Annotated in this window: 21 protein-coding genes; 10 read left to right on the top strand and 11 right to left on the bottom strand. The window is 74.1% G+C overall.

Going from position 1 to position 26,272, the window contains the following annotated elements; translation table 11 throughout:
* Positions 1-119: 119 nt before the first annotated feature.
* From ACH4F2_RS20835 to ACH4F2_RS20795, 9 genes are all read right to left on the bottom strand, one after another.
* Complete coding sequence (locus tag ACH4F2_RS20835) at positions 120-1,040, bottom strand: RNA polymerase sigma factor SigF (RefSeq protein WP_398134184.1); 921 nt, start codon at positions 1,038-1,040, stop codon at positions 120-122.
* A gap of 293 nt (positions 1,041-1,333) precedes the next feature.
* A complete protein-coding gene (locus ACH4F2_RS20830) occupies positions 1,334-2,326 on the bottom strand; it encodes an RNA polymerase sigma factor SigF (RefSeq protein ID WP_398134183.1) in 993 nt (330 codons plus the stop codon).
* A gap of 182 nt (positions 2,327-2,508) precedes the next feature.
* Positions 2,509-2,802 carry a Dabb family protein gene (locus ACH4F2_RS20825; protein WP_398134182.1) on the bottom strand — a complete coding sequence of 98 codons (294 nt, stop codon included), beginning with the start codon at positions 2,800-2,802 and terminating at the stop codon, positions 2,509-2,511.
* On the bottom strand, positions 2,802-2,978 hold the full coding sequence (locus ACH4F2_RS20820; RefSeq protein WP_398134181.1) for a hypothetical protein: 177 nt from the start codon (positions 2,976-2,978) through the stop codon (positions 2,802-2,804). The genes ACH4F2_RS20825 and ACH4F2_RS20820 overlap by 1 nt, the downstream gene beginning before the upstream one ends.
* Positions 2,979-3,063: 85 nt before the next feature.
* Positions 3,064-3,576: a YbaK/EbsC family protein gene (locus ACH4F2_RS20815; RefSeq protein WP_398134180.1), complete on the bottom strand. Its 513-nt coding sequence runs from the start codon at positions 3,574-3,576 to the stop codon at positions 3,064-3,066.
* Positions 3,577-3,648: 72 nt separating this feature from the next.
* Positions 3,649-4,527: a dimethylargininase gene (ddaH, locus tag ACH4F2_RS20810; protein ID WP_398134179.1), complete on the bottom strand. Its 879-nt coding sequence runs from the start codon at positions 4,525-4,527 to the stop codon at positions 3,649-3,651.
* 158 nt (positions 4,528-4,685) lie between these two features.
* Positions 4,686-6,161: an MFS transporter gene (locus ACH4F2_RS20805; RefSeq protein WP_398134178.1), complete on the bottom strand. Its 1,476-nt coding sequence runs from the start codon at positions 6,159-6,161 to the stop codon at positions 4,686-4,688.
* 58 nt (positions 6,162-6,219) lie between these two features.
* Positions 6,220-7,611 (bottom strand): FAD-binding oxidoreductase, encoded by a 1,392-nt coding sequence (locus tag ACH4F2_RS20800; RefSeq protein ID WP_398134177.1) that lies wholly within the window; start codon positions 7,609-7,611, stop codon positions 6,220-6,222.
* Positions 7,608-7,940, bottom strand: a complete 333-nt coding sequence (locus ACH4F2_RS20795) for a hypothetical protein (protein ID WP_398134176.1) — start codon at positions 7,938-7,940, stop codon at positions 7,608-7,610. The genes ACH4F2_RS20800 and ACH4F2_RS20795 overlap by 4 nt, the downstream gene beginning before the upstream one ends.
* A 490-nt stretch (positions 7,941-8,430) precedes the next feature.
* On the opposite strand from ACH4F2_RS20795, the gene ACH4F2_RS20790 reads away from it, so the two are divergent.
* The 9 genes from ACH4F2_RS20790 to ACH4F2_RS20750 all read left to right on the top strand — a co-directional run bounded on the left by ACH4F2_RS20790 (position 8,431) and on the right by ACH4F2_RS20750 (position 19,205).
* The gene (locus ACH4F2_RS20790; protein WP_398134175.1) at positions 8,431-9,681 is read left to right on the top strand and encodes an ATP-grasp domain-containing protein; all 1,251 of its coding nucleotides are present in this window, start codon (positions 8,431-8,433) and stop codon (positions 9,679-9,681) included.
* Positions 9,682-9,784: 103 nt separating this feature from the next.
* Entirely contained in the window at positions 9,785-11,095 is a 1,311-nt protein-coding gene (locus ACH4F2_RS20785; RefSeq protein WP_398134174.1) for a lysine N(6)-hydroxylase/L-ornithine N(5)-oxygenase family protein, read from the top strand.
* A 133-nt stretch (positions 11,096-11,228) separates the two neighbouring features.
* Positions 11,229-11,600 carry a cupin domain-containing protein gene (locus tag ACH4F2_RS20780; protein WP_398134173.1) on the top strand — a complete coding sequence of 124 codons (372 nt, stop codon included), beginning with the start codon at positions 11,229-11,231 and terminating at the stop codon, positions 11,598-11,600.
* Complete coding sequence (locus tag ACH4F2_RS20775) at positions 11,597-13,234, top strand: class I tRNA ligase family protein (protein WP_398134172.1); 1,638 nt, start codon at positions 11,597-11,599, stop codon at positions 13,232-13,234. The genes ACH4F2_RS20780 and ACH4F2_RS20775 overlap by 4 nt, the downstream gene beginning before the upstream one ends.
* Before the next feature lie 53 nt (positions 13,235-13,287).
* Positions 13,288-14,409, top strand: coding sequence for an NAD(P)/FAD-dependent oxidoreductase (locus tag ACH4F2_RS20770; RefSeq protein ID WP_398134171.1), 1,122 nt, complete (start codon positions 13,288-13,290; stop codon positions 14,407-14,409).
* An 81-nt stretch (positions 14,410-14,490) separates the two neighbouring features.
* Positions 14,491-15,747: an ATP-grasp domain-containing protein gene (locus ACH4F2_RS20765; RefSeq protein ID WP_398134170.1), complete on the top strand. Its 1,257-nt coding sequence runs from the start codon at positions 14,491-14,493 to the stop codon at positions 15,745-15,747.
* Positions 15,748-15,800: 53 nt separating this feature from the next.
* Positions 15,801-17,060, top strand: coding sequence for an ATP-grasp domain-containing protein (locus tag ACH4F2_RS20760; protein WP_398134169.1), 1,260 nt, complete (start codon positions 15,801-15,803; stop codon positions 17,058-17,060).
* A 113-nt stretch (positions 17,061-17,173) separates the two neighbouring features.
* Positions 17,174-18,274 carry an MmcQ/YjbR family DNA-binding protein gene (locus ACH4F2_RS20755; RefSeq protein ID WP_398134168.1) on the top strand — a complete coding sequence of 367 codons (1,101 nt, stop codon included), beginning with the start codon at positions 17,174-17,176 and terminating at the stop codon, positions 18,272-18,274.
* Positions 18,275-18,368: 94 nt separating this feature from the next.
* Entirely contained in the window at positions 18,369-19,205 is an 837-nt protein-coding gene (locus ACH4F2_RS20750) for an isocitrate lyase/phosphoenolpyruvate mutase family protein (RefSeq protein WP_398134167.1), read from the top strand.
* A gap of 57 nt (positions 19,206-19,262) precedes the next feature.
* On the opposite strand, the gene ACH4F2_RS20745 is transcribed toward ACH4F2_RS20750, so the two are convergent.
* Both ACH4F2_RS20745 and ACH4F2_RS20740 read right to left on the bottom strand, forming a co-directional pair.
* Complete coding sequence (locus ACH4F2_RS20745; protein WP_398134166.1) at positions 19,263-20,939, bottom strand: DUF885 domain-containing protein; 1,677 nt, start codon at positions 20,937-20,939, stop codon at positions 19,263-19,265.
* Positions 20,940-21,277: 338 nt separating this feature from the next.
* Positions 21,278-22,699: an NB-ARC domain-containing protein gene (locus tag ACH4F2_RS20740; RefSeq protein WP_398134165.1), complete on the bottom strand. Its 1,422-nt coding sequence runs from the start codon at positions 22,697-22,699 to the stop codon at positions 21,278-21,280.
* Between the two features lie 244 nt (positions 22,700-22,943).
* On the opposite strand from ACH4F2_RS20740, the gene ACH4F2_RS20735 reads away from it, so the two are divergent.
* Complete coding sequence (locus tag ACH4F2_RS20735; protein WP_398134164.1) at positions 22,944-26,255, top strand: AfsR/SARP family transcriptional regulator; 3,312 nt, start codon at positions 22,944-22,946, stop codon at positions 26,253-26,255.
* Positions 26,256-26,272: the final 17 nt, after the last annotated feature.

Here is a 26,272-nt window from a genome sequence, read left to right as displayed (position 1 = left end):
CCGGAGAGGGACCCGGCGCCGCACGGACACGGCACACACGGCACATACGGCACACGACGTCGAACCGCCGCGGCACCCCCGAGGTGCCGCGGCGGTCGCCGGCCCGTCCCGCGCCGGACTCAGTCGGAGATGAGGCCCTCGCGCAGCTGCGCCAGGGTCCGGGTCAGCAGGCGGGAGACGTGCATCTGCGAGATGCCGACCTCCTCGCCGATCTGCGACTGGGTCATGTTGGCGAAGAAGCGCAGCATGATGATCCGCCGCTCCCGGGGCGGCAGCTTGGCCAGCAGCGGCTTCAGGGACTCGCGGTACTCCACGCCCTCCAGCGCCGTGTCCTCGTAGCCCAGGCGGTCCGCCAGGGAGCCCTCGCCGCCGTCGTCCTCCGGGGCCGGGGAGTCCAGCGAGGAGGCGGTGTAGGCGTTGCCGACCGCGAGGCCGTCCACGACGTCCTCCTCGGACACGCCCAGCACCGTGGCCAGCTCGCCGACCGTCGGGGAGCGGTCCAGCTTCTGGGAGAGCTCGTCGGTGGCCTTCGTCAGGGCCAGGCGCAGTTCCTGGAGCCGGCGCGGGACGCGCACCGACCACGAGGTGTCGCGGAAGAACCGCTTGATCTCGCCGACCACCGTCGGCATGGCGAACGTCGGGAACTCCACGCCCCGCTCGCAGTCGAAGCGGTCGATCGCCTTGATCAGGCCGATGGTGCCGACCTGGACGATGTCCTCCATCGGCTCGTTGCGGGAGCGGAAGCGGGCGGCGGCGTAGCGCACCAGCGGGAGGTTGAGCTCGATCAGGGTGTCCCGGACGTAGGCGCGTTCCGGACTGTCCTTGTCGAGGGCGGCGAGCCGCAGGAACAGGGAGCGGGACAGGGTGCGGGTGTCGATGGCCTCCGTGGCCGGAAGGGCCTGGGCCGGCACGGCGTCGAGGGTCGGTACGGCTTCGATGGCCTGTGCGTCATCGACGGGGCCGAGCGCCTCGAGCGTGTCGGGCGCGGTCTCGCTCTCGGCGAGCGTGAGCACCTTCGAGCTGCCCTGGTCTGCGGACATGCCACCCCCTTTGGGTCGCGGGACGGTCACGGCGCACGCTCCCACGCCGGGAACGCAGCCTCCACCTGAATACCGGAGCCGGAGCTCCGGCAAACGCGTCTCCGGCAGAATGTCACATGTCGGCAACGCGCTGTAGTGACATGTCGACATCCGAGACGCGAAAACCCCCTGGAAACAGAGGGTCTGACGGGCTTTCGGCTCGATTCCACCCGCAACGGCCCTGGTGAGCGATTCGCTCGCACCGGTGACATCTGGCTCGCGCATTCGATATGTGCGGAGGCCGTGTACGGAGACTACGTGTCGATCCGGTTCGCGGACCTCAATCGCTGGAAACTACGCGCCAGTAGCCGCGACACGTGCATCTGGGAGACGCCGAGTTCCGCACTGATCTGCGACTGGGTGAGGTTGCTGTAGTAGCGCAGCAGCAGAATGCGCTGTTCGCGTTCCGGGAGCTGGACGAGCAGGTGCCGGACCAGGTCGCGGTGCTCGACCCCGTCGAGGGCGGGGTCCTCGTAGCCGAGCCGGTCGAGCAGCCCGGGCAGCCCGTCGCCCTCCTGCGCGGCCTCCAGTGAGGTGGCGTGGTACGACCGTCCCGCCTCGATGCAGGACAGCACCTCCTCCTCGGTGATGCGCAGCCGCTCGGCGATCTCGGCGGTCGTGGGGGAGCGCCCGAAGGCGGTCGTCAGGTCCTCGGTCGCGCTGTTGACCTGCACCCACAGCTCGTGCAGCCGGCGCGGTACGTGCACCGTGCGGACGTTGTCGCGGAAGTACCGCTTGATCTCGCCGACGACGGTCGGCATCGCGAACGTCGGGAACTGCACGCCCCGCTCCGGGTCGAAGCGGTCGATGGCGTTGATGAGCCCGATGGTGCCGACCTGGACGACGTCCTCCATCGGCTCGTTGCGGGACCGGAAGCGGGCGGCGGCGTAGCGCACCAGTGGGAGGTTGGCCTCGATGAGCGTCGCTCGTACCCGGTCGTGCTCCGGTGTGCCCGGCGTGAGGCCCTTCAGCTCACCGAAGAGCACCTGGGTCAGGGCCCTGGTGTCGGCGCCCCGGCTGCGCTGCGGCGCGGCTTCCCGCTCGGGGGGGTCCTGGGGCTCCTGGAGCTGGGGGGCCGGTGTGGCCTGTGCGGGCTGTGTGACCGATGTGGCGTGTGCGGTCGGGGTGACGTCTGCGGCTTGGTCCTGTGCGGCCTGGGAGGCCTGTGCGGCTTGTGAGGCCTGCGGGGCCGGTGTGGCCTGTGTGGGCGGTGCGGGCGGTGCTTGAGGCGCAGTACTGGCCGGCACGGTCAACTCCACCTCGTGATCGGTCAACTCTTCCGTAACTCATCCGTCAAAAGCGGTCATAGCATCACAAGACATGTGCACTGTGTGCAAGCACCGCATAACCTCGTGTTGAGTGAACGCGGGAGTGGACGCGAAGCGGCCCCGCACCGTGCGCGGTGCGGGGCCGGAGCACTGCCGCCGGGCTAGAACTCGTAGTCGGCGATCACCCAGGTGGCGAACTCACGCCAGAGCGCGACGCCCTCCTGGTGCGCGGGGTGGTCGACGTAGCGCTTGAGGGCGTCGGTGTCGTCCACGGCCGAGTTGATGGCGAAGTCGTAGGCGATGGGCCGGTCGCTGATGTTCCAGGCGCACTCCCACAAACGCAGCTCCTCGATCCGGCCGCCGAGCGCCCGGAAGGCCTCGACACCCTTCACGACGCGCGGGTCGTCGCGGTCCACACCCTCGTTCAGCTTGAACAGCACCAGGTGGCGGATCATCACTCTCCTCCGTTGGCGGCCCAGGTCATGAAGTCGCCGACGGCTGCCGCCGCGTCGGAGATGCCCTGGAAACCGATCTGGACGTAGTCGGCGGCCTTCGCCGGATCCGTGATGATCACATAGAGCACGAAGACCACGAGCACATAGACGGCGATCTTCTTCGCGTTCACCGCCACTGCGGCCTCCCCTGCTGCCGGTTCCTCCAGGCCTTCTGCGCCGGCGGCGAGTGTAACCTTTCTGCGTTTCTCCCCTCGCGGGCCCTCAGGGACGCCCGGCCGGCAGCGCGATCGGAGCGATCCGCGGGGCCACCAGTTCGCGGTAGCAGGCCGTGCGCAGCGCCACCGACTCGTCCAGCCGGCCGGTGTTGAAGAAGATCTCCTCGTGCTCGAAGAGCGCCGGGTCGGCCACCACCTCCAGCTCCGGGTCGAAACTCAGCGGCATGATCGACCCGCTCACGCACCCCGTCAGCTGTTCGGCCACCTCCCGGACCGCGAAGGACGCCTCCTCGCCCGCGTACAGCGCGCTGAGCGCGGCCCGGTCCACCCGGCGGTCGCCGGGGACCACCGCGATCACGTACCGGCGCCGCTTGCGGCTCAGCGCCACCCTCATGACCAGGCTCTTCGCCGCCTGCTCCAGGCGGTGGCCGCGCAGGGTGCTGGCCAGGTCGGTGCGGCCCTGCGGCGGGTGGCTGAGGAGCCGGTAGTGGGCGCCGCCCTCGACGAGGAGGTCGAGCAGACGGGCGCGGCTGTCCACGGTCGCGGGCGTGGAGGACATGGCGATCCTTTCCTGACGGTGGAGCCGTCCGGCGGGACGGCTCCTTCGGGAGGACTGCGCGGTCGGCGGTGCTCAGCGGTCGCGGAGCTCCAGCGTGCAGCACTTGACGCTGCCGCCCGCCTTGAGCAGCTCGGTGAGCTCGACGCCGATGGGCTCGAAGCCGCGGGCGCGCAGTTGGGCCTGGAGGCCCTTGGCCGCGGTCGGCAGCAGTACGTGCCGGCCGTCGGAGAAGGCGTTGAGCCCGAACGCGGCGGCGTCCTCGGCGCTCGCGATCACGGCATCCGGGAACAGGGACCGCAGGGCGGCCCGGCTGCCCGGCGTGAAGGCCTCGGGGTAGTACATGATCTCGTCGTCGGACAGCACCGCGAGCGCCGTGTCCAGGTGGTAGTGCCTCGGGTTGACCAGCGTCAGCGAGGTGACGGGCAGCCCGAAGAACTCCTGCGCCTCGGCGTGCGCGCGGATGTCGGTGCGGAAACCGGTGCCGGCCAGGATCCGCCGGCCGACGGTGAGGAGGTCGCCCTCGCCCTCGTTGATGTGCTCCGGCCAGAGGAGTTCCTGGTAGCCGTGCTCCTCGAACCAGCGCAGGTACGCGGGGCCCTCGGCGGTGCGCTCGGCATGCCGGAACCGGGCACCGAAGACCTTGCCGTCGATGACGGTGGCCCCGTTGGCGGCGAAGACCATGTCGGGCAGGCCCTCGATCGGGCTGATCTCCTCGACACTGTGGCCGAGTTCCAGGTAGAGGTCCCGCACCCGCTCCCACTGACGCAGTGCGAGGGCGGTGTCGGTGCCGTGGGAGGGGTTCATCCACGGGTTGATCGAGTAGGTGACGTCGTAGTGCCGCGGGCGGCACATCAGCAGCCTGCGCCGGACGGCCGTCCGGACGGGCCGCGCGGCCGGGTCCGGGACGCGGTAGGTGGAACCGGTGGGCGAGATGGTGTCGGTGACCGGCACGGGTGCTCCTTGGGTGCTCATGGGTGGTGAGGGGCGGGCGGGCTCGGGGGTGGCGAGGAGGCGCGCCCGGCGGGCCGTGGGGGTGGACGGACGGCCGGGAGGGGCGGAGGGCGCGGCGGGCCGGTCGCGTACGGGAATCCCGCCGCGGGGCGCTCTTGCTAGGGGATGGGGGTCTGCTCGCGTACGGAGCCCTTGCCCGGTACGGAGCTTGTTTCCGGAGCTGAGACGTTGTCCGGTGCTGAGCCGTTGTCCGGTGCTGAGCCGTTGTCCGGTGTGGAGACGTTGTCCGGTGCTGAGCCGCTGACCGGTGCCGGGTCTGCGGTCTGTGCGGGGTCCTCGCCCGGTGCGGGGTCCCCGGCTGCGTGAGGAACCGCTTCCGCGTCCCCCTCCGTGGTGTCGCCCGCCGGTTCGTCCGACGGGCGCAGGCCGGCCAGGGCCATGGCGGCGGCGACCACGCCGAGCACTCCGCAGGCCACCCAGACGCCGTCGCCGTAGTGGGTCCACATCAGCATGCCGAGGGCCGGGCCGATGGCCGAGCCGAGGCCGAAGACCGCCTGGGAGGCGGCGATGTAGCGGCCGCGGACCTTCTCCCCGGCCTTCGCCGGGTGCGCCCACAGGGTCGGGCCGCTGACCATCAGGCCGCCGACGCTGACCGCGGTGCAGAGCAGGATCACCGCGGGCGCGCTGCCGGGCAGGCCGTACCCGGCGATGCCGAGGCAGTAGAAGAACGTGCCCACCGCCGCCGCCGTGCTCGCCCGCCACCGGCTGATCCGCGCGGTCACCGCCAGCTCGAAGCTGATCAGCAGCACCGAGGACAGGGTGAGCACCGTGCTGTAGAGGGCGGTGGAGCGGCCCGCGTCGTCCAGGTCGACCGGCAGCACCGCGAAGAACTGGGCGTAGACCAGCGCGCTGAGCAGCATGGAACCGAGGTAGAGCAGGAAGCGGTGGTCGCGGACCATCACCCCGTACGCCGATCGCTGCGCCTGACGGGAGGCGGCGTCGGCGCGCTCTTCCGGCGCCTTCGCCGCCGGGCGGGGCAGCAGGAACGCGGCGAGCACCGAGTACGCCAGGGCGGTCGCGCCGTCCACCCAGAACAGCAGGTTCCAGTCGATGTGGATGAGCGCGGCGGCGAGCAGCGGGCCGGCCGCGGCGCCGGTGTTCATGGCGATCCGCATCATCGAGAAGCCCATGACCCGGTACTCGTCCGGCATCAGCTCGCTCAGCAGCGCCGAGGCCGCCGGGCGGTAGGACTGCGTCATCAGGCCGAGCAGGACGACCAGGACGAGCAGGAACGGGTACCGCCCGGGTTCGGCCAGCCAGGGGATCAGGAAGACCAGGACGGCGGAACCGCCCATCGCGGTGACGATGGTGTTGCGGCTGCCGAGCCGGGAGGTCAGCTCCCCGCCGAGGACGGTGCCGAGCACCGCGCCGACCCCGTACGCGCCGAGCAGGAAGCCGGCCTTGTCGACGCCGTAGCCGCGGTGCGTCAGGTACAGCACCAGGAAGGTCTGGACGAAGGCGCCGAGCTGGTTGAGCAGCACGCCGCCGAGGAGGTACTGGACCGAGCGCGGTGTCGCGCGCAACGCGTCGAGGACGCCCGGGGTGGCGTCGGCCCTGGGTTTGGACGGACTCATGTGCGTCACCTTCGTTGGGGGGATGGGTAACGGGTCGGGAACCCGGTCGGGAGCCTGGTCAGGAACCGACGGCCTGGTCGAAGGAGAAGACACCCTCGGGGTCGTACTTCTGCTTGACCTGCACCAGACGGGCGTAGTTGGCGCCGTAGTACGCCTCGCGCCAGTCCGTCAGTTCCGGGTCGACGAAGTTCTGGTAGGCGGAGCCGGTGACGTGGGGGGCCATGGCGGCGTGCAGGCCGTTCAGCCAGTCGAGGTTCGCGGCGACGCGGTCGGGGCCGTCGTCATCGGTCCAGGAGGTGTCCATGGAGACCAGGAACAGCGTGTCCCGGTGGACGAACGCGGTGGCGTCGGGGGCCACGCGGTTGATGGCGCCGCCCCAGGAGAACAGGCCCGCCCCGCCGCCGTCCGGGTTGTGGCTGCCCGGCCAGCGCTCGACCCAGGACAGGAGGGTGTCGACGCCGTCGCCTCGGAGCGGTTCGCGGATGTAGTTGGAGCGCAGCGCGAACTGGTCGCCGGAGGTGGCGTGCACCATGTACTTGTTGGCCTCCCAGAACGTGCGCTCGGTGACGTCCCGGGTGGCCGGGGCGGCGGCGGACAGGACCGGGTCGAGAATCTCCAGGCAGGCGTCGGCCGGGCCGAAGAACTGCCCCTGCAGGGTGACTTCGGCGTTGTCACGGATCGCGCCGAGGCCGGTGCCGTGCGTCCACACGCCGAGGCGGGCCGCGAAGTCGTCCGGGGCCTGCCGCACCATGCGCTGGCCGGCGTCCAGGACGGCCGCCGCGTCCGCCCACTTCCAGGTCAGGCTGAAGGTGGTGACGTCCGGGACCGGATGGGCCTGGAAGGTCAGGGAGACGTTGATGCCGAAGTTGCCGCCGCCGCCGCCCTTGCAGGCCCAGAACAGGTCTGGGTTCTCCCGCTCGTTGCAGACGGCCAGGGTGCCGTCGGCGAGGACCACGGTGGTCTCCACCAGGGCGTCGGCGGTCAGGCCGTAGCGGCGGGCGGCGAACGCGGCACCGCCGCCGAGGGCGAGCCCCGCGACGCCGACGGTGGGGCTGGTGCCGGTGGAGAACACCATCTCGTGGGGCTGCATCGCGTCGTAGACGTGGCTGATCTTGGCGCCGCCGCCGGCCACGACCAGGCCGGTGGAGCCGTCGGCGCGGGTCTCGGTGAGCCGGCTGAGGTCGATGACCAGGCCGTCGCCGACGGAGTAGCCGGCGAAGCTGTGACCGCCGTTGCGGGCGACGACCGGGACGCCCTCCTCGCGGGCCCAGAGCAGGGCCCGCCGGACGTCCGCGGTGTGCGCCGCGGTGAGCACGGCCGCCGGGGCGCGGTCGCGGTAGCGGGTGTTGAAGAGCTTGGAGCCGACGCGGAAGCCGGCGCTGCCGGGCAGGAACACGCGCCCGTCGACCGCGCGGGCCAGTGCGGCGTAGTCGACGCCGTCCACGGTCACCGCACCTCTTCCAGGTACGAGACGCCGCTGTCGGCGTGGGCGCCGTAGCGCTCCCAGCGCTCGTGCAGCCGTATCCGGCCGTCGGCGAGGAGCTCCGGGGTGTTCACGCTGTGGCCGGAGACCACCCGGCCGTCGCCGAGGACCATGCTGTACGAGAAGCTGATCACCCCGTCCGTGTCACGGGTGCCCGCGAGGGAGCCGCGCCTGACGTCGCCGCCGGCGAACTCGGCCCAGACCAGGTCGTCCTGCTGCCGGTACAGCGCGGCGGGGGCGTCGTCGGCCGGATCGGCGAGGACCTTCCGGAATCGTTTGCCGTCGTAATTGATCACACCGGTCATGGAAGCGTCGGGGCGGGTTGTCCGAAAGGACCCGGCCGGACGGCCAATCAACCGGGCGCGGCGGCCTGCGGTTCTTCCCCCGCGGACCGCGCCGGCGCCGGACACGGACGCCGGCCGGCGGTGTCGGCCACGGCCGGCTCCGTCCGGTTCCGCACCGCCGTCCTGCCGTCCTGCCGTCCTGCCGTCTCGCTGTCTCGCCGTCCTGCCGCCGCGCCGTTTCGCCGAGCTGTCGTCCCGCCGAGCCGTCGGCCGCAGTCGGCGCCGGACACGACCACCGCCCGGCGGTGTCGGCCACGGCCGGCTGTCCGGTTCCGCACCGCCGTCCGGGGCGTGGTGCTGGTGGGGAAGGGGCGGGTCCTGCGCCCGTCCCGTCCCGCCCGTCCCGTTGATTGTCCGTTCCGGACAGGCCTTTCGGGCAACCCCCGAGCCCCGTGGAATCGAACTGTCATCGGGCCACCGGAACTCAGGAGGCGAACAACGCGTGGACGACAACGACGCCAGGGACGGCGTGATCCTGCTCATCGGCTGCGGTTTGCGGACGTACCGCGAGTATCTGCTGGCCGGTGCCGCGCGGACCCGCCCGGTGTGGCTCTTCACGCCCGCCGAGCCGGACTGGCAGGAGCCGTACCTGACCGGGCACACGGTGGTGGACGTCATGGACCGCGAGGCCGTGCTGGCGGCGGCGCGGGAGCTGGCCGGGCGCGTCACCGTGCGCGGAGTGCTCAGCTGGGACGAGACCCTGATCGTGACGACCGCGCACGTCGCCGAGGCGCTCGGCCTGCCCGGTGCGGGCGTGGACGGGGTGGAGGGCTGCCGGGACAAGTTCCGCAGCCGCCGGCTGCTCGCCGAGGCGGGGGTGGACCAGCCCCGGTACGCCTGGGCGGACACCGCCGAGGAGGCCCTCGCCGCGGCGGAGGAGATCGGCTACCCGGTGGTGATCAAGCCGCGCGGCATGGGCGCCAGCATCGGCGTCGTGTTCGCCGCCGACGCCGGTGAAGTGGTCGAGGCGTTCCGGACCGCCGACGAGGCCAGCCGGATCGGCGCGGTCTCCTACCGGGGCGGCGCGCTGGTCGAGGAGTTCCTGGACGGTCCCGAGATCAGCGTCGACGCGGCCGTCGTGGCCGGCGAGTACCACCCGATGTTCGTGGCCCGCAAGCAGGTCGGCCACCACCCGTACTTCGAGGAGACCGGCCACCACGTCGACGCCGCCGACCCGTTGCGCACCGACTCCGGACTGCTGGGGATGCTGCGTGCCGCGCACCGCGCCATCGGCTACGGCCACGGTGTCACCCACACCGAGGTCAAGCTCACCGCCCGCGGCCCGGTCATCGTCGAGATCAACGGGCGGCTCGGCGGCGACCTCATCCCGCGCATCGGCCAGCTGGCCACCGGCATCGACCCGGCCCGCGCCGCCGTCCTCGCCGCCTGCGGCGAGCTTTCCGGCCTCACCGACACCGTCCACCGCACCGTCGGCATCCGCTTCGGCTACCCGCCCGAGGACTGCACCGTCCGCTCGGTCACCCCGCCGGCCCACGCCGAGGGGCTGCTCGGCGCCGTGGCGATCGCCGAGCCCGGCACCGAGCTGCGGCTGCCGCCGAACGGCTACATCGCCCGCCACACGTACGTCATCTGCGAGGGCGCCGACCCGGCACAGACCGCGGCCCGGCTCGACGCGGCGACCGCCCTCGTCGTCCTCGACCACGAGCCGCTGAACGTGCCCGTACCGGCCTGACCGGGCGCGGCGACGCACTCCGCGACCGGCCCGGCCGGGCGCGGCGACGCGCTCGCGCCCGGTCCCGGACCGTACCGTGTCCCACTTTCTCTGGAGTACTTCCATGGCACACCGCACCGTCGAACTGCTCGCCGTCGGCGCCGGCCCGGCGAACCTCGCCCTCGCGGTCGCGCTCGAGGAGCTGGCCCCCGAGCTCGCGGGCCGCACCCTCGTCGTCGAGCGCGAGGAGAACGTCGTATGGCAGCGGGGCATGCTCCTGCCCGACGCCCTGAGCCAGGTGTCCTTCCTCAAGGACCTGGTCACGATGCGCAACCCGCGCAGCGAGTTCTCGTTCCTCAACTTCCTGCACAGTCGCGGCCGGCTCGACGCCTTCGTCAACCTGGGCAGCTTCGTGCCGTACCGCAGCGAGATATCCGAGTACCTCCAGTGGGTCGCGGACTCGCTGGAGCGGGTGCGCGTCGAGTACGGCGGCGGGGTCACCGACCTCACCCCGGTGCACGGCCCCGACGGCGAGGTCACCGGCTGGACGGCAGGGCTCGCGAACGGCGACACCGTCGGCTGCCGCTACCTGGTGATCGGCGCCGGCCGTGAGGCGCACGTACCGGAGGTCTTCCAGGGGCTGCCGGCCGAGCGGGTCATCCACTCCACCGAGTACACCCGGCGCATCGCGGAGCTGGACGCGGACCGGCCGCTGCGGGTCGCCGTCGTCGGCGGGGCGCAGAGCGCGGCCGAGCTGTTCGGCGCGGCCCTGCGGGACCTGCCCGACTGCCGGCCCACCATGATCATGCGCTCCATCGGGCTCAACGGCTACGAGAGCAGCAAGTTCACCAACGAGCTGTTCTACTCGTCCTTCGTCGACGACTTCTACGAGGCCACGCCCGAGGCCCGCCGCCAGCTCCTCGCGGAGATGCACCGCGCCAACTACGGCGGACTCGCACCGGCCACCCTGGACGGGCTGTACCGGCAGTTCTACCAGGACCGCCGGCACGGCACCGACCGGCTCGACATGATCACCATGGCCGACGTCACCGGCACCGCAACGGACGGCGACGACATCGTCCTCACGCTCGCCGACCGCCGCACGGGCACCACCCGGGAGCTGCGGACCGACCTGGTCCTGCTCGGCACCGGGTTCGAGCGCCGGATGCCCCGCATGGTCCGCGACCTCGGCGACGCGCTCGGCCTGGACAGCATCGACGTCACCCGCCGCTACCGCGTGGAGCTGGGCCGCCCGAGCACCGGCGCCCTCTACCTCCAGGGGGTCAACGAGGCGACGCACGGCATCGCCGACTCCCTGCTCAGCGTCCTGTCCGCCCGCTCGGCGGAGATCACCGAGGACATCCTCAAGCACCGCGCCGACCACCCGGCCGACGACGGCGCGGACGACCGCGAACCGGCCCTGGCCGCCGCGTGAGCGTTCCGCGGACCGGCCCTGGCCGCCGCGTGAGCGTTCCGCGGACCGGCCCCGGCCGCCGCGTGACCGACCCGCGCCCTACAGCGTGACCCGCCCCGTGATCCGACCCGCGCAGAGAGACGACACGTCACCCATGTTCCTCAAGCACCTCGACCGCTCCCACCTCACCCACGAGAACGGCCTCGACGCCCAGCGCCTGCTGCCCTGGCCCCAGCTGAACGCCCCCTTCGAGGGCTCCTGGTGCGTGATCCGCCCCGGCACCGCGTCCACCGCCCACGCCCACCACGAGTACGAGATCTTCATCGCCCTGCGCGGCGAGGCGTTCCTGGAGTCCGAGGGCGAGCGCGTCCCGTTCAACGCCGGGGACATCGTGCACTTCCCGCCGCACCGCGAACACCGCGTCGTCAACGAGTCCGACGCCGACTTCGAGATGTACAGCGTCTGGTGGGACGCCGACATGGCCGAGCGCTTCACCGCCCGGCACACCGAGGGGGTCCACGCATGAGCCAGGTGACGGACCAGCGCCGTACGGTCATCATCGGACCGCCCCCCACGCCCAACGGCGACCTGCACGTGGGCCACATCGCCGGCCCCTACATGGCCGCCGACGTGCACGCCCGCTACCTGCGGGCGACCGGGCAGCCGGTGCTGTACACGACGGGCACCGACGACAGTCAGACCTACGTCGTCTCCAGCGCCGCGAAGCTGGGCACCACGCCCGAGGCGCTGGCCGACCAGTCCTGGCACGACATCCGCCGGACCCTGGAGCTGATGGGCGTCTCCGTCGACGGCTTCGCCCCGTTCGACGACGGGTACCGGGCGATGGCGCTCGACTTCCTCACCCGCCTCCACGAGGCCGGCCGGTTCCGGCTGCGCACGGTGCGGCTGCCGTACGTCGAGGCCACCGGCGAGTTCCTGATGGAGGGCCTGGTCAGCGGCGGCTGCCCGGTCTGCCTGGCCGTCAGCCGGGGCGGCCTGTGCGAGGGCTGCGGGCACCCGAACAACTTCACCGAGCTGACCGACCCGCGCTCCACGGTCGACCCGGCGGCCGAGGTCACCTACCGCGAGGCCGAGATCCTGGTGCTGCCGCTCGAGGAGTACCGCGAGCAGCTCACCGCCTTCCACGAGGCCAAGCAGTCCACCTGGCGCCCGCACATCGTGCAGCTGATGCGCGAGCTGCTGGCCCGCCCGCTGCCCGACTTCCCCATCACCTACCCGACGGGCTGGGGCATCCCCGCCCCGTTCCCGGAGACACCCGGCCAGGTCATCAACGCCTGGGCCGAGGGCATGCCGGCCTCCATGTACTGCACGGCCGTCGCCCAGCGCGCCCACGGCGAGAACCCCGCCCGCGACGACGAGCTGTGGCTCGCGGAGCACGACATCCGGCTGGTGTACTTCCTCGGCTTCGACAACGCCTACTTCTGGGGCCTGACCCACCTGGCGCTGCTGCTCGCGCACGACGGCCGGTACGTCGTCCCGGACGCCATCGTCTGCAACGAGTTCTACGAGCTGGAGAACGAGAAGTTCTCCACCAGCAAGGGCCACGTGGTGTGGACCCGCGACCTGGTCCGCGAGGTCCCGCGCGACCTGGCCCGCTTCCACCTCGCCCTGACCGCGCCCGAGCACGCCCGGACCAACTTCTCCCGGGCCGCCCTGGAGAAGATCACCGGCGAGCGCCTGGTCGAGCCGTGGAACCGGCTGGGCGAACGGCTCGGCAAGGCGGTCGCCGAGCTGGGCCTCCAGGGGCAGGAACTGCCGGTGTCCGAGGCGGCGAACGCCCGCCGGGCGGCGATGGCCGAGCGGTTCGCGGCCGGCTACCGGCTGACCGGGTACAGCCTCAGCCGCACCGCCGACCTGATCCCGCTGCACATCGAGCGCCTCCTGGGCCGGGCCGAGGAACTCGCGGCCGGTCCCCTGGCGGCGGACCAGGAGAGCCGGCAGGCGTCCGCCGCCGCGCTCGGCGACCTGTTCGCGGAGGTGCGCACCCTGCTGGCGGCGGCCTCCCCGATCCTGATCGACCTCGCCGAACGGGCGCGGGTGGAGGGCGGCTTCGACGGCACGTTCGCCCTCGCCCCGGCCGAGCGGACGACGACACCGTTCACCGTCCCGCCGCTCGCGGTCGCCGCCGCGGACAGCTGACCGCCGTAACCCCGCCAGCCACAAGGCCAGAAAGTCAGAGAGGGAGGTGCCCGATGCGTGTGACCCTGGTGGGCGGTGGCGTGATCGCTCTGCTGACCGCCGTGGAGTGCGCCCTGGGCGGACACCGGGTCACGGTCGTCGACCAGGGGCCGATCCCGTACCGCCGGGCCACCTCCTTCGACCAGCACCGGATCATCCGGGCCCTGCACCCGGCCGATCCGCCCGCCACCGCCGCCGGACTGCGGTCCCACCACCGCTGGCTGGAGCTGGAGGAGCTGCTCGCCGCCCGCTTCTACGAGCGGGTCGGCGCGCTCACCGTGCTCCCGCCGGCCGAGGCGGACGCGGGCACGCTGCTCCTCACCGGCGCCGGCGGCCACGCCCGCAGCCTGACGGCGGGCGCGCTCGCCGACCGCTACCCGCACCTGCGTCTCGGCGACGCCCTCGGCGCCGTACTGGAGGACGAGGCCGGGGTCCTGCTCGCCGACCGGGTGCTCGCCGCCTGCGTCGCCTGGCTGCGCTGGCAGCCCGGCGTCGACCTGATCGAGTACTGCCCGGCCGTCGCGGTGGACGGCGACCGCGCCCGGGTCCGCCTGGCGGACGGGCGGGTGCTCGACGCCGACGGCGTCCTGGTGGCCGTCGGCCCCTGGTCGCGGTCGCTGCTGCCGGAGCGGGTGGCGAAGTCCCTCACCCTGCACCGCCAGTCGCTGCTGTACTGCCGGGTGCCGAAGGCGCAGGCCGAGGCCTGGGCGGCCACCCCGGCCGTGCCCGCCCTCGGTACCCGGCACGGCGCCTGGCTGATCCCGCCGGTGGCCGGCACCGCGCTCAAGCTGAGCTCGGCCGCCGTCTGCCGGGACGCCGACGACCTCACCGACCACGCCACACCCGAGGAGCGGCGGCAGCAGCTGGCGGCCGAGTTCGGCGATCTGCTGCCGGGGTTCTCACCGGCCTGGGTGCGGGACAGCCGGGACTGCTACTACCTGTCGTACGCCGAGACCGGCGGCCCGCTGGTGGTCGCCCTCGGCGGTACCGGACACGCGTACGCGGCCTGCGGCGGTACGTCCTTCAAGTTCGCGCCACTGATCGCCCGCACCCTCGCCGACCGGATCCTCGGCCGGGCCCCCGAGGCCACCGGCCTGACCGCCCTGGACACCGCGCCCCTGGACGCCACGCCCTGACCCCTCCGCTCCTTGCGTCCGCCCGCCCACTCCTCCCCGCCCGTCCCTCCCGCCGGGAGGCATCCGAGAGGAACGAACGCCGTGAAACTGCTGGCGATCGAAGCCCGACAGAACGCCACCTACTACGTCACCCGCTACGAGCAGGTCACCGCCCTCGGCGCCGACCTGTACGTCCTCAACGGCGAGGGCACCGAGGACTTCTGGCCGGCCGGCCGCTACCGCGTCGCCGGTTCCCGCGCCGTCGGGGACCTGATCGCCGCCGCCAAGGAGTGGCACGCCGAGGAGCGCTTCGAGGGCGTCATCACCTTCTCCGAGTCCGCGGTGCTCGCGGTCGCCGCCGTCGCCGAGGCCCTCGGCCTGCCCGGCATCGGCGTCGAGGCCGCCCGCGCCAGCCGCAACAAGCTGCTGATGCGCCAGGCGCACGAGCGTGGCGGCGCCGCCCACCCGTCCTTCCGGTTCGTCACCGACGAGGCCGAGGCGCTCGCCGCCGCCGAGGAGTTCGGCTACCCGGTCATCGTCAAGCCGACCCTGGGCGCCGCCTCCAACTACGTCTTCCGCGCCGACGACGAGCACGAACTGCGCGAACGCCACGCCCAGGCCGCCCAGGGACTGACCGAGCTGTCCTGGTACGCCATGGAGGCCGACGGCCTGGACCTCGGCCCGCACGGGCTGCTGGTCGAGTCCTTCCTCGACGGCGACGAGTTCCTCATCGAGGCGCTCGTCTGGGACGACGAGGTCTTCCTCGGCTCGATCGTCGACCGGGTCACAGCCGAGGGCGACACCTTCGACGACGACGTCCACCACGCGCCGACCGCGCTCACCGAGGAGCGGATCGCGGCCGTGCACGAGGTCGTCGCGGCGGGCGCCCGCGCCCAGGGCCTGACCCGCAGCGTGCTGCACGCCGAGGTCCGCTTCCACGAGGACCGCCCGCACCTGGTGGAGATCGCCGTCCGCCCCGGCGGTGGCGGCCTGGACCACATGGCCCGCGTGTCCGCCGGGTACGACCCGATCGCCGCCGTCGTCGACGTGGCGCGCGGCGTCCGCCCGCAGGCCGGCCCCTACCGGCCCACCGGGGTGCACACGGCCGCCCTGTGCCTGCTGCCCCCGTCCTCCGGCCGTGTCGAGCGCGTCCACGTGCCCGACGGCACCGCCGACCGCGACGACGTGTTCTTCCTCAAGGTCACCGCCCGCCCCGGCGACCTGGTCCGCCGCCCGCCCGAGGGCAACAGCATCCTCGGCTTCCTCGGCGTGACCGGCACGTCGTTCGAGGACGCCATGACCACCGCCGAGCACCTGGCCGCCCAGGTCCGTGCCGACCTGACCACCCCGGACGCCTGAACCGCCGACGCGGTCGACCACCGACGCCTGAACCGCCCGTGAAGGAGACAGACATGACCGAGCGCCCTGTGATCATGGTGGGCTTCGTCGCCGTAGCCGTGGACTCGCTCGCCGAGTTCCAGCCCGAGGGATCACTGATCGTCATCGACGAACCCGACGTGGTGCGCAAGCGCGACCTCGCCGCGAAGACCGGCGAGGCCGCCGTCGTGCGCGAGCTGATCCCCTGGGAGTACCGGCTCGAGGGCGCCGCCGACGCCTTCTACAACGCGCACCCCGACCTCGACCCGGCCGCCGTCGCCCCGCTCCAGGAGTACGCCACCCCGTTCGCGGCCCGCCTCGCCGAGCGCTACGGCCTGCCCACCGGCGGCTACGGCGCCCTGCGCGTCCTGCGCGACAAGGCCATGCTGCGCCGGGTCAGCCGGGCCGCCGGCATCCTCAACCCCGAGTTCGCCGAGGTCGAGGGCCCCGACGAGGTCCGCGCCTTCATGGCCGGGCACCCCGGCCCGGTCGTGCTGAAGCCGGCCAACCGCCAGGCCGCCCTCGGCACCCGCGTCCTCGACTCCGCCGACGAGATCGACGAGGCGTGGGCCGAGACCACCGCCATGGACGAGGGCGTGATGGAGACCGACCGCGGCTTCGAGCTGCAGATGCTGGTCGAACGGTGCGTCCAGGGACCTGAGTTCAGTGTGGAGCTCCTCGTGGAGCGGGGACGCGTGCTCTTCGGCAACGTCACCGGCAAGGACCTCTACCCCGGCGGCCGGCCGATCGAGCTCGGCCATCTGGTGCCCGCGGACATTCCGGCGGACCTGGACGCGCTGCTGCGCGCCGAGACCGAGCGGGTGCTGAAGGCGGTCGGGTTCGGCACGGGCGTCGTGCACTGCGAGTGGATCGTGGAGGACGGCCGCCCCTACCTCGTGGAGTGCGCGGGCCGCTTCCCCGGCGACGGCATCGTCGACCTGATCGACCGGGCGTACGGTACCGACCTGGTGCGCGCCTACTGGGCGCTGATGAAGGACGAGCCCCTCCCCGCCCCGCTGCCCGAGCGGGCCACCGGTGCCGCCGCCGTCCGCTTCCTGCACGCCGGCTCCGGCGTCGTGGAGTCGGTCACCGGGGTGGAGGAGGCCCTCGCACTGCCGGGCGTCGCGCTGTGCTCGGTGACCGTGGAGCCGGGCGCCGAGGTGGGCGAACTGCGCAGCTCCTGGGACCGCATCGGATCGGCCGTCACCGAGGCCGCCACCGGCGCGGAGGCGCTCGCCACCGCCGTACGCGCCCTCGACACCGTCGACGTCAAGATCCGCCCGGCGCAGGGCTGACCCGCGTACACCGGACACGGCCCGCGTACGCGGCACGACGCGGCACGACGCGGCACGACGCGACGCGACACGACACGACACGACACGACAAGAAGAAACCGGAGGGACGACGCGTGACCGCTCTCGAGGACGTGCGGCGCCTGGCACTCGCGCTGCCGCGCACCGAGGAGCACCTGATCCGGGACCGGGTGAAGTTCCGCATCGGCCGGATCGTCTACCTCGCGCTGTCCCGCGACGAGACCACCCTGGGCTTCGCCTTCCCCAAGGAGGAGCGCGCGGCGCTGGTGGCGTCGGACCCGGTGAAGTTCTCCCTGCCCCGCACCTCGGACCTGCGGTACGACTGGGCCCAGGCCTCCCTCGCCGCCCTGGACCTGCCCGAGCTGACGGAGCTGGTCACCGAGGCGTGGCGCATGTGCGTCCCCGCGCGGCTCGCCCGCGCCCACCTCGGCCCCGACCCCGAGCCGCCCGTGCCGCCGGCCCCGCCGCTCGCGCGGCTGCGGGCCTCCGCCGAGGTGTTCGCCGCCTACCGGGGAGTCGACCGCGCCTGGCTCCGGCTGCGCGAGCTGACCGCTACGGGACCGGGGCAGGGGCCGGGAGCGGCACACGAATCGGGACCGGGACAGGGGCCGGGAGCGGCACACGAATCGGGACCGGGACATGAACCGGACCCGGTCCCGGACACCGGCCCGGACCTCACCCGTCCCGCCCACCGCACGGCCCTGCACCGCTGGCTCAACGCCTGGGGGTGCCGGCTGCCCTACCCGCGCGAGGGCGACCCGGACCTGCTGGGCGACGGCCTCGCCGCCTGGTCCGCGCGGCACCCCCTGCCCGGCACCCCGCTGCACGGCCTGACCGACAGCGCCATCGACGCCATCGGCGCCGCGTACGCGGAACTCGCGGCGCTGCCGGTCAAGGCCCCGCCCCGGCCCCGCACCCTGGGCCCGACGGCCGCGGCCAAGGCCCTGTACGCGCTGCGTCCGCACACCGTGATGCCGTGGGACGCGGCCATCGCCACCGAGCTGTACGGCGCCCGGGACGCCGCCGCCTTCGCCCGCCACCTGCGCACCGGCCGGGCCTGGGCACGGGCCGCCCTCGCCGAGAGCGGCCTGGCCCACGACGCGCTGGCCGCCGAACTCGGCCGCCCGGCCGTCACCCTGCCGAAGGTCCTCGACGAACACCTGTACGTGACCATCACCCGGGGTGCGGCCCCGTGACCGTGTGCCCGGGTCGTCCGAATACCGACCCCCGCCCCCACTCGCGTGTGACGATCGCTCATCGTCGCCCGTAGCCCGAAAGGCAAGGAAGAACATGCCAGTTGACCAGAACACCAAGGACAAGGCCCAGCGGCTGCGCGCCCTCGGCACGGACTCCGTCCTCGTGCTGCCCAACGCCTGGGACGCGGGCAGCGCGGCCGTGATCGCCGCCGCCGGCGCCCAGGCCATCGCCACCACCAGCGGCGGTGTCGCCTGGTCCCTGGGCCGCGGCGACGGCGAGCAGGCGAGCCGCGACGAGATGCTCGCCGCCGCCGCGCGCATCGTCGCCGCCGTGGACGTACCGGTGACGGTGGACGTCGAGGGCGGTTACGGCGCGGACCCGGCCGAGGTGGCGAAGACGGTCGCCGCGGTGGTCGCCGCCGGAGCGGTCGGCATCAACCTGGAGGACTCCCGGGCCGCCGGCGGCCCGCTGTTCACCCCCGAGGAGCAGGCGGCGCGGATCGCGGCGGCACGCCGGGCGGCGACCGAGGCCGGACTGCCCGAGCTGCTGATCAACGCCCGTACGGACGTGTACCTGTTCGGCATCGGTGAGGAGTCCGGCCGCCCGGCGGACGTACTGGCCCGGGCCACCGCCTACGCCGAGGCGGGCGCCGACGGCCTCTTCGTGCCCGGCCTGCTCGACCTGGCCGCCCTGGGCGAGCTGTGCTCCCGCTCCCCGCTGCCGGTCAACGCCATGGCCGGCCCCGGAGGGCCCGGCGTGGCCGAGCTGTCCAAGGCCGGGGTGCGCCGCGTCAGCGTCGGCACCGGCGTGGCCCAGGCCGCGTACACGGCGGCCCGCCGCGCCACGCAGGAACTGCTCGGCACCGGCACGTACGGGGAACTGGACGGCTCGCTCGACTTCTTCCAGATGAACGGCCTGTTCAGCGGCTGAGCGGACCCCCGGCCCGCACCGGGCGAGGGCCCGCTGCGGGCTGGGCCGGGCGGACGCTCAGCGCCGCCCCGCCCAGCGCGTGACCACCTGGCCCAGCACGTCCAGCGGCAGCGACCCCTGGCCGAGCACCAGGTCGTGGAAGGCACGGATGTCGAAGGCCGGTCCCAGCTGCTGGGCGGCGCCGGTCCGCAGTCGCTGGATCTCCAGCCGGCCGGTCATGTACGACAGCGCCTGGCCGGGCCACTCGATGTAGCGGTCGGTCTCGTTGCCGATCTCGACCTCGGCGAGGACGGTGTGCTCGCGCAGGAACGCCACCGCCCGCTCACGCGGCCAGCCGAAGTGGTGCAGCCCGGTGTCGACCACCAGCCGGGCTGCCCGCAGCGAGTCCATCGCGAGCATGCCGAGCCGCGCCAGCGGCCCCGAGTACAGGCCCATCTCGTCGGCGAGCCGCTCCGCGTACAGCCCCCAGCCCTCGATGTAGGCGTTGATCCAGGCGATCCGGCGCAGGCGCGGCAGTCCGGTCAGCTCCTGGGCGAGGGACAGCTGGACGTGGTGGCCGGGCACGGCCTCGTGGAAGGCGGTGGCCTCGGCGAGCACCCGGGAACGCTCCGTCACCCGCTCGGTGTTGGCGTGGTACGTCCCCGGCCGGGAGCCGTCCGGCGCGGCCGGCATGTACCAGGCCTGGGGCGCCCCCGGCACCTCGCTGCCGACCAGGACACAGGGCCGAGCGGGCAGCCGGCCGAAGCGCCGGGGCGCTGCGAGCTCCGCCCGTCCGACGGCCGTTCGGGCGGCCGTGAGCATCTCCCGCGCGCTGCCCCACCGCAGCCGGGCGTCGCCGCGCAGCCGTTCCCGCACCTCCTGCGCGCCCGGTGTCCCGCCGAAGGCCTGGGCGCCGGTGCGCGCGTACTCCTCGTCGAGGTGGGCGAGCAGCTCCACGCCGGTGTCGTGCAGCTCCTTCGGGGAGTTGCCGGTGGTGGTGTGGACACGGGCGAGGGTGGCGTAGTTCTCCTCGCCGTCCGGCAGATGGCACAGCCCAGGCCGCTCCTGGGGGCGGCCCGCGGGGGCCAGTTCGGTGTGCAGTACGTCCCGGTAGGCGGCGAACGCCGGACGCACCTGTTCGTCGATCAGCCGGTCCCGCTCGGCGTGGTGCCGGGCCGTGAGGGGCACGGCCCGCAGCGGGTCACCGGCCGGGTCGGCGAGGTACGCGTCCAGCCGGGCGACGGCGGTCCGGACCCGCTCGGCCACCGGCAGCCGCCCGGCACCCAGCCCGGCGCGGTGCCGCTCGGCCGCCGCGGCCAGATACGCGGGTACGGCCGCCAGCCGTTCCAGATGGCCCGCCTCCTGCTCCGGCCCCGTCGGCCGCACCTCGGGCAGGGAACCGAGCAGGCGGCCGATCGGCGAGGTCTGGTAGTCGGCGACCGTGTGCTCGACGAGCCGTACCGACAGCCGGTCGGCGACCGCCCGCGCCTGCTGCGCCACCACGGCCCGGGTCACCTCCTCGGCGGCGTCCGCGGCCGGCACGGCACCCGCACGCCCGGCCACCTCCGCCGCCCGCGCCCGCAACGCCTCCTGCGCCTCCCACGCCGGATCCCCGAGCCGCCCGACGCCCTCCGGGCACCCTTCGAAGGCGTCGTCCAGCGGATCCTCCGCGACGATGATCCCGACGGCCTCCTCGGCGAGGGCGGCGACGGGGGTCGGGGTGTGGGCGGGGGTGGCGAGAGTCGGGGCGGTCATGCGGGGCCTCCTGCGATCGTGGGTCGGGACGGGTCGGGACGGGTCGGGTCGGGCGTCGGTGGTGCGGGGCCGCGCCGGGGGATGCGGGTCCGGTGCCGGTCCGGTTCGCGCCCGGTCCGGCGCGGGTCCGGCGCGGGTCCGGTGCGGGTTCGCCGGTACCGGAGGGCGCCGCCGGCCGGGTGCGGCGGTACGGGTGGTCCCGGCGGTGCGGGCGGCCCGGGCGTGCGGGCCGCCCGAGAGGAGTGCCGTCGTGTGCGCTCCGGGCCGCGCGGCCCGTCCCTGCGGCCTTGGGCACCGGAGCCCCGGGCCCCCTCCTCGGGCCGAGGGCGGGGCCCGCTTCAGGGCGTGGGGACCGCGCGACGGCTCCTGGCCGGGGCGGACACGGGCTCCGTCAGGTCCGTCCAGAGGTCCGTGGTGGGGTCCGCGGGGATCGGCCGGGACAGCACGTACTGCCGGACCAGTCGCGGCATCCCGTACTGCCCGGGCACGTCGGTCCGTTCCAGCAGACCGGCGTCGACCAGGCGCTCCAGGAGGTCCTCGACGGGTTCCGCCGGGTGGTCCAGGACGCGGGCGAGGGCGGTGGCCGTCCCGAGGGCCGGTGCGGTCGCCGCGAAGCGGTACAGGGCGAGCCGGGCCCACGGGCCGAGGGCGCGGCAGGCGTCGTCGTGGCGCCCGGTCAGGGACTCGTCACCCACGCGCAGCCTGGCGGACAGGCCGTCACCGGCGGTCAGTTCGGCGACCGCCTCGCCGAGATGGGCCTCCGGACGCGCGGCCAGTCGCCGGCCGGCGAGGGTGAGGGCGAGCGGCAGATCGCCGCAGGCCTCGGCGAGCAGCAGCCCGGCCCGGGGAGCGGCGGCCAGCCGGTCCGTGCCGAGGAGTGAGCCGAGCAGCTCCATCGACTCGTCCCGGTCGAGGACGGGCAGCTCCAGCCGCCGTACCCCGTCCAGGCCCAGCAGCCGGGACCGGGCGGTGAGGACGAGCCGGCTGTGCGCGGCGGCGAAGAGCAGCTCACGCACCTGGCGCTCGTGGCGCACGCCGTCGAGGACCACCAGCAGCCGCCGGTCGCTCAGCACCGAGCGGTACAGCCCGACGCGCTGCGCGGGGTCGTCCGGGATGTGCTCCGGCGCGATGCCCAGCGACCGCAGCACCCCGCCCGCGATGCCCGGCGCGTCCTTGCGTCCGTCGGCGTCCGGGTCGAGCCGGACGTACAGCTGCCCGTCCGGCAGGTCCGCCGCCAGCTCGTGGGCCAGCCGCAGGGCCAGCGCGGACTTGCCGGCACCGGTCAGGCCGTGGATCAGCAGCGGCGGGACGGCGAGCCCGTCGTCCCGGCCCGTCAGCGCCCGCGCCTCGCGCAGCTGCCGGCTGCGGCCGACCAGCGGGCGCGGCTGTGACGGCAGTTGGGCCGGTACCGGTGGCAGTGCCCGCACGGCGGCGGCCCGCAGCCGCGTCTCGTCCGTCTGCCGCACGGCCTGCGTGGCGGGCCCGGCCGCCCCGCCCGCCTCCCGCGCCGCCTCGCGCCACCGCCGTTCCCAGGTCGCCCGGTCCCCGCCACAGGCCTCGGCGAAGGCGAGCGCCACCTGGAGGGACGGCAGCCGGTGCCCGGCCGCCGCGTCCGAGAGCACCGAGGCGGAGAACAGGGCCCGGTGCGCCAGCTCGCGATAACTGGGGGAGCCCGCCGTACCCCGGAGCCGACGCAGCTCCCGGGCGAAGGCGGTGGCCGGGCCGGCGTCCTGTGCCAGCGGTTTTTCCGGTCTGCCCACGCTCATGCTCCTTGGGATGACTCCGACGATCAGGGGCGGTGTGCCGCGGGTTCGCCGCCGCACCACCGCTGCCTCCTGCCTGCCCGAGCAGGATCCGGCGGGCCGTTCCCGATCCCGTCCCGCGGCGGTACCGTCCGCCCGCCCGGGGATTTCGTCGCAGCCCGTACCGATCGCTGTGCCAAGCGTTATGATCCCGCTGGCCTGGGGCCCGGCCGGGGCGGGCCGCATATGGCAGGGGGAGCCGATGGCAGTCACACACGTGGGGAACGGCGGGTACAGAGCCGCGCACGACCCGGCGGGCGAGGCTCACGAGCCTGCCGGGGAGCCGGTGCGCGGTCTGTCCTTCCGGCTGCTCGGTCCCCTGGAGGGCTGGTCGGACGGGAGCCGGCTGCGTCTCGGCGGTGCCATCCAGGAACGCGTTCTGGCCATGCTGCTGCTCGAACCCGGCCGCCTGGTCCCGGTCTCCCGGCTGGTCGAGGCGGCCTGGGCGGAGCACCCGCCCGCAACCGCCGGCCACCAGGTCCGCAAGGCCGTCGCCGACCTGCGCCGGCGCATCCCCGCGGGCAGCGCGTTCATCGTGACCGACGGCCCCGGCTACCGGGCCGTTCCCGACGGGGTACGTCTGGACCTGCTGCTGTTCGGCGCCCATCTGCGCGCCGCCTCGGCCGCCGAGTCGGGCGGTCGCACGGCGGACGCGGTACGGGAACTGGGGGCGGCGATCGCCCTGTGGCGCGGGCCCGTCCTGGCCGGGACGGGCGGCGCGGTGATCGACGCCGCGGCCGCGGTACTGGAGGAACGCCGGATCACCGCCGCCGAGCGGCTGTTCGAGCTGCGGCTGTCCCGCGGCGAGGGCAGTACGCTCGTCGCCGACCTGCGCGACATGGCCGCCGCGTACCCGCTCCGGGAGACGCTGCGCGGCCACCTGATGCTCGCCCTGTACCGCTCGGGCCGGCAGGCGGAGGCGCTGGAGGAGTACGGCCGGGTCCGTGCCCTCCTCGTGGAGGAGCTGGGCGTCGACCCGGGCCCGCGGCTGGCCCGGTTGTACGAGGACATCCTGCGCGACAGCCCGGATCTGGACGCACCGCCCGCCCCTGCAGAACCGTCACTGCGCGAGGTCGGGGACGGAGCCCGGGGCGTCCCGGACGCGGGACGGGAGCAGCCGCCCACCGGGACCGCCGGGACCACTGGGACCGCCGGGACCGCCGGGCCCGCTGGAACAGAGGATTCCGCCGCCGCGCCCGCACCACACGCCCCGAGCCCGCCCGACAGACCCGGCCTCTTTGGCCCGCCGGCGGCCGCCACCCCCGACCGCCCCGCCCCGGAGACCCGCCCCACCGAGATCCGCTCCACCGAGATCCGCTCCACCCTCCCCTACGACCTCTCCGACTTCACCGGCCGCCGTACCGAGCTGGCCCGCATCATCGACCTGGCCACGGGCGTCGGCCGCCCGGCACCCGCCCGGGTCATCGCCATCGACGGCATGGGCGGCACCGGCAAGACCTCGCTGGCCGTCCGCGCGGCCCACCAGGTCGCCGCCGACTACCCGGACGGACAGCTCCACCTCGACCTGCGCGGCTTCACCCCGGGCGAGGAGCCGATGCGTCCGGAGAACGCCCTCGACGTGCTGCTGCGCGCGCTCGGCACCCCCGGCGAGCGCATGCCGCAGGACCTGGCGAGCCGGGCGGCCCTGTGGCGCTCCTCGCTGGCGGGCAAGCGCGTGCTCCTGCTGCTGGACAACGCCGTCGACACCGTCCAGCTGCGCCCGCTGCTCACCTCGACGCCCGGCTGCCTGGTGCTGGTGACCAGCCGGGCCCGCCTGGTCGACCTGGACGGAGCGGCCTGGCTCTCCCTCGGCGTGCTGCCACCGAAGGACAGCGCGGAGCTGGTCGCGGAGATACTCGGCGGGGACCGGGCCGCCGCCGAACCGGAGGCCGCCGCGGAACTCGCCGAACGCTGCGGTCACCTGCCGCTCGCCCTGCGCATCGCCGCCGCCCGGCTGCGCAACCGGCCCCGCTGGACCCTGGCCTACCTGGTCGACCGGCTGCGTGACGAGACCCGCCGGATGGCCGAGCTGACCTCCGGCGAACGGGGCGTCGCGGCCACCCTGCGCCTGTCGTACCTGGCGATGCCGGAGCGGCACCGCACCGCCTTCCGGCTGCTGGCGACGCACCCCGGCGCGCGGATCGACGCGCACGCGGCGGCGGCCCTGCTCGACCTGGACCTCTTCGCGGCGGAGGACATCCTGGAACACCTCCTGGACGTGCACCTGCTCCAGCAGCCCGACATCGGCCAGTACACCTTCCACGACCTGGTGCGCAGCTTCGCCCGGGAACTGCCCACCACGGGCGAGGAGACGGCGGCCGTGGCGCGGCGGCTGCTCACCTACTACGTCTGCGCCACCGAGGCGGCCTGCCAGGTGCTCTTCCCCGGCCGCAAGCAGCACCCCACCGAGCTGGAGCCGTACGGGGGCGAGCTGCCGCCGCTGGGCGACGGAGCGGCGGCCCGGTCCTGGTTCGCGCAGGAACACGAGGGGCTGCTCGCGGCGACCGCGCTGGCCGTCGGCCATGGCCTGGACCGGCACGCCGCCGTCCTCGCCCGCAACCTCGTCTTCCACCTCAACGCCCGCGGTCACCTCGCCGAGTACGCGGACGTGGCGCGGACCGCCGCGGCGGCCGCCCGCCGCACCGGCGACCTGTGGCTGCTCAGCAACGCCCTGTCGAACCTGGGCGTCGCCTGCTGGAAGCTCGGTCTGTCCGAGGAGGGCATCGCGACGGTCACCGAGGCCCGGGACGTCGCCGTCCGGGCCGGCAACCGGCTCACCGAGGCGCACGCCGAGAGTGTCCTGGGCACCCTGTACGCCACGCGGGCCCGCCACGAGGAGGCGCTGACCCACCTGCGGCGTTCGCTGGCGCTCGCCGGGGAGCTGGGCGCGGTGCGCAACCAGGCCGACATCCTGTGCACCCTCAGTACGGCCTACGAGGGTCTGGGCCGGCACACCGAGGCCGCCGAGGCCGCGGTGGAGGCGGCCGAGCTCTCCGAGCGCCTGGGCTACCTCAACAACCAGGTCGTCTCGCTGACCGACCTGGCCTTCGCCCAGGTCGGCCTGGGCGACCACGCGGCGGCCGGGGCCACCCTCGCCCGGGCCCGCGCCCTGTGCGACGAGCGCATCCCGGCCGGGGACGGGGCCCTGCTGCTCGCCCTGTCCGCCCGGGTCGGCCAGGAACTCGGCGACACCGCCGCCGGGCACCGCTTCGCCGCGCGGGCCCTCGCGCTCGCCACCGAGACCGTCGCGCCCCTGCGCCAGGCCAAGGCGCAGAACGTGGTGGCCCGCTTCCACTTCCACGCGGGGGAGCACGAGGCGGCCCGCGCGCTGCACGAGCGGGCCCGCCGCAGCGCGACCGCGGCCCGCCTGCGCCTGGAGGAATGGCACGCGCTGGCCGGTCTGGCGAGCGCGGCGCAGGCACTGGGCGACGAGGCGGCGGCCGCCGCCCACCGCACCGCCGCCGAAGCCCTGGTCGCGGACCTGGCCATGACCCACCGGCTGCGCGAACGCTGACCGCGCACAGGGACCGG

The organism is Streptomyces sp. NPDC017890 (genome assembly GCF_044328675.1).
In the GTDB taxonomy this organism is placed as follows: domain Bacteria; phylum Actinomycetota; class Actinomycetes; order Streptomycetales; family Streptomycetaceae; genus Streptomyces.
The sequence above is the reverse complement of the archived record's forward strand: the minus strand, read 5'-3'. Positions and strand labels throughout refer to the sequence as shown.

Excerpts from the sequence above, each read along its gene's own strand:
- ACH4F2_RS20745 (WP_398134166.1), bottom strand. The coding sequence starts at position 20,939 with ATGACCGCCCCGACTCTCGCCACCCCCGCCCACACCCCGACCCCCGTC.
- ACH4F2_RS20815 (WP_398134180.1), bottom strand. The coding sequence starts at position 3,576 with ATGTCCTCCACGCCCGCGACCGTGGACAGCCGCGCCCGTCTGCTCGAC.
- ACH4F2_RS20735 (WP_398134164.1), top strand. The coding sequence starts at position 22,944 with ATGGCAGTCACACACGTGGGGAACGGCGGGTACAGAGCCGCGCACGAC.
- ACH4F2_RS20780 (WP_398134173.1), top strand. The coding sequence starts at position 11,229 with ATGTTCCTCAAGCACCTCGACCGCTCCCACCTCACCCACGAGAACGGC.
- ACH4F2_RS20750 (WP_398134167.1), top strand. The coding sequence starts at position 18,369 with ATGCCAGTTGACCAGAACACCAAGGACAAGGCCCAGCGGCTGCGCGCC.
- ACH4F2_RS20760 (WP_398134169.1), top strand. The coding sequence starts at position 15,801 with ATGACCGAGCGCCCTGTGATCATGGTGGGCTTCGTCGCCGTAGCCGTG.
- ACH4F2_RS20825 (WP_398134182.1), bottom strand. The coding sequence starts at position 2,802 with ATGATCCGCCACCTGGTGCTGTTCAAGCTGAACGAGGGTGTGGACCGC.
- ACH4F2_RS20835 (WP_398134184.1), bottom strand. The coding sequence starts at position 1,040 with ATGTCCGCAGACCAGGGCAGCTCGAAGGTGCTCACGCTCGCCGAGAGC.
- ACH4F2_RS20785 (WP_398134174.1), top strand. The coding sequence starts at position 9,785 with ATGGCACACCGCACCGTCGAACTGCTCGCCGTCGGCGCCGGCCCGGCG.
- ACH4F2_RS20775 (WP_398134172.1), top strand. The coding sequence starts at position 11,597 with ATGAGCCAGGTGACGGACCAGCGCCGTACGGTCATCATCGGACCGCCC.
- ACH4F2_RS20770 (WP_398134171.1), top strand. The coding sequence starts at position 13,288 with ATGCGTGTGACCCTGGTGGGCGGTGGCGTGATCGCTCTGCTGACCGCC.
- ACH4F2_RS20805 (WP_398134178.1), bottom strand. The coding sequence starts at position 6,161 with ATGAGTCCGTCCAAACCCAGGGCCGACGCCACCCCGGGCGTCCTCGAC.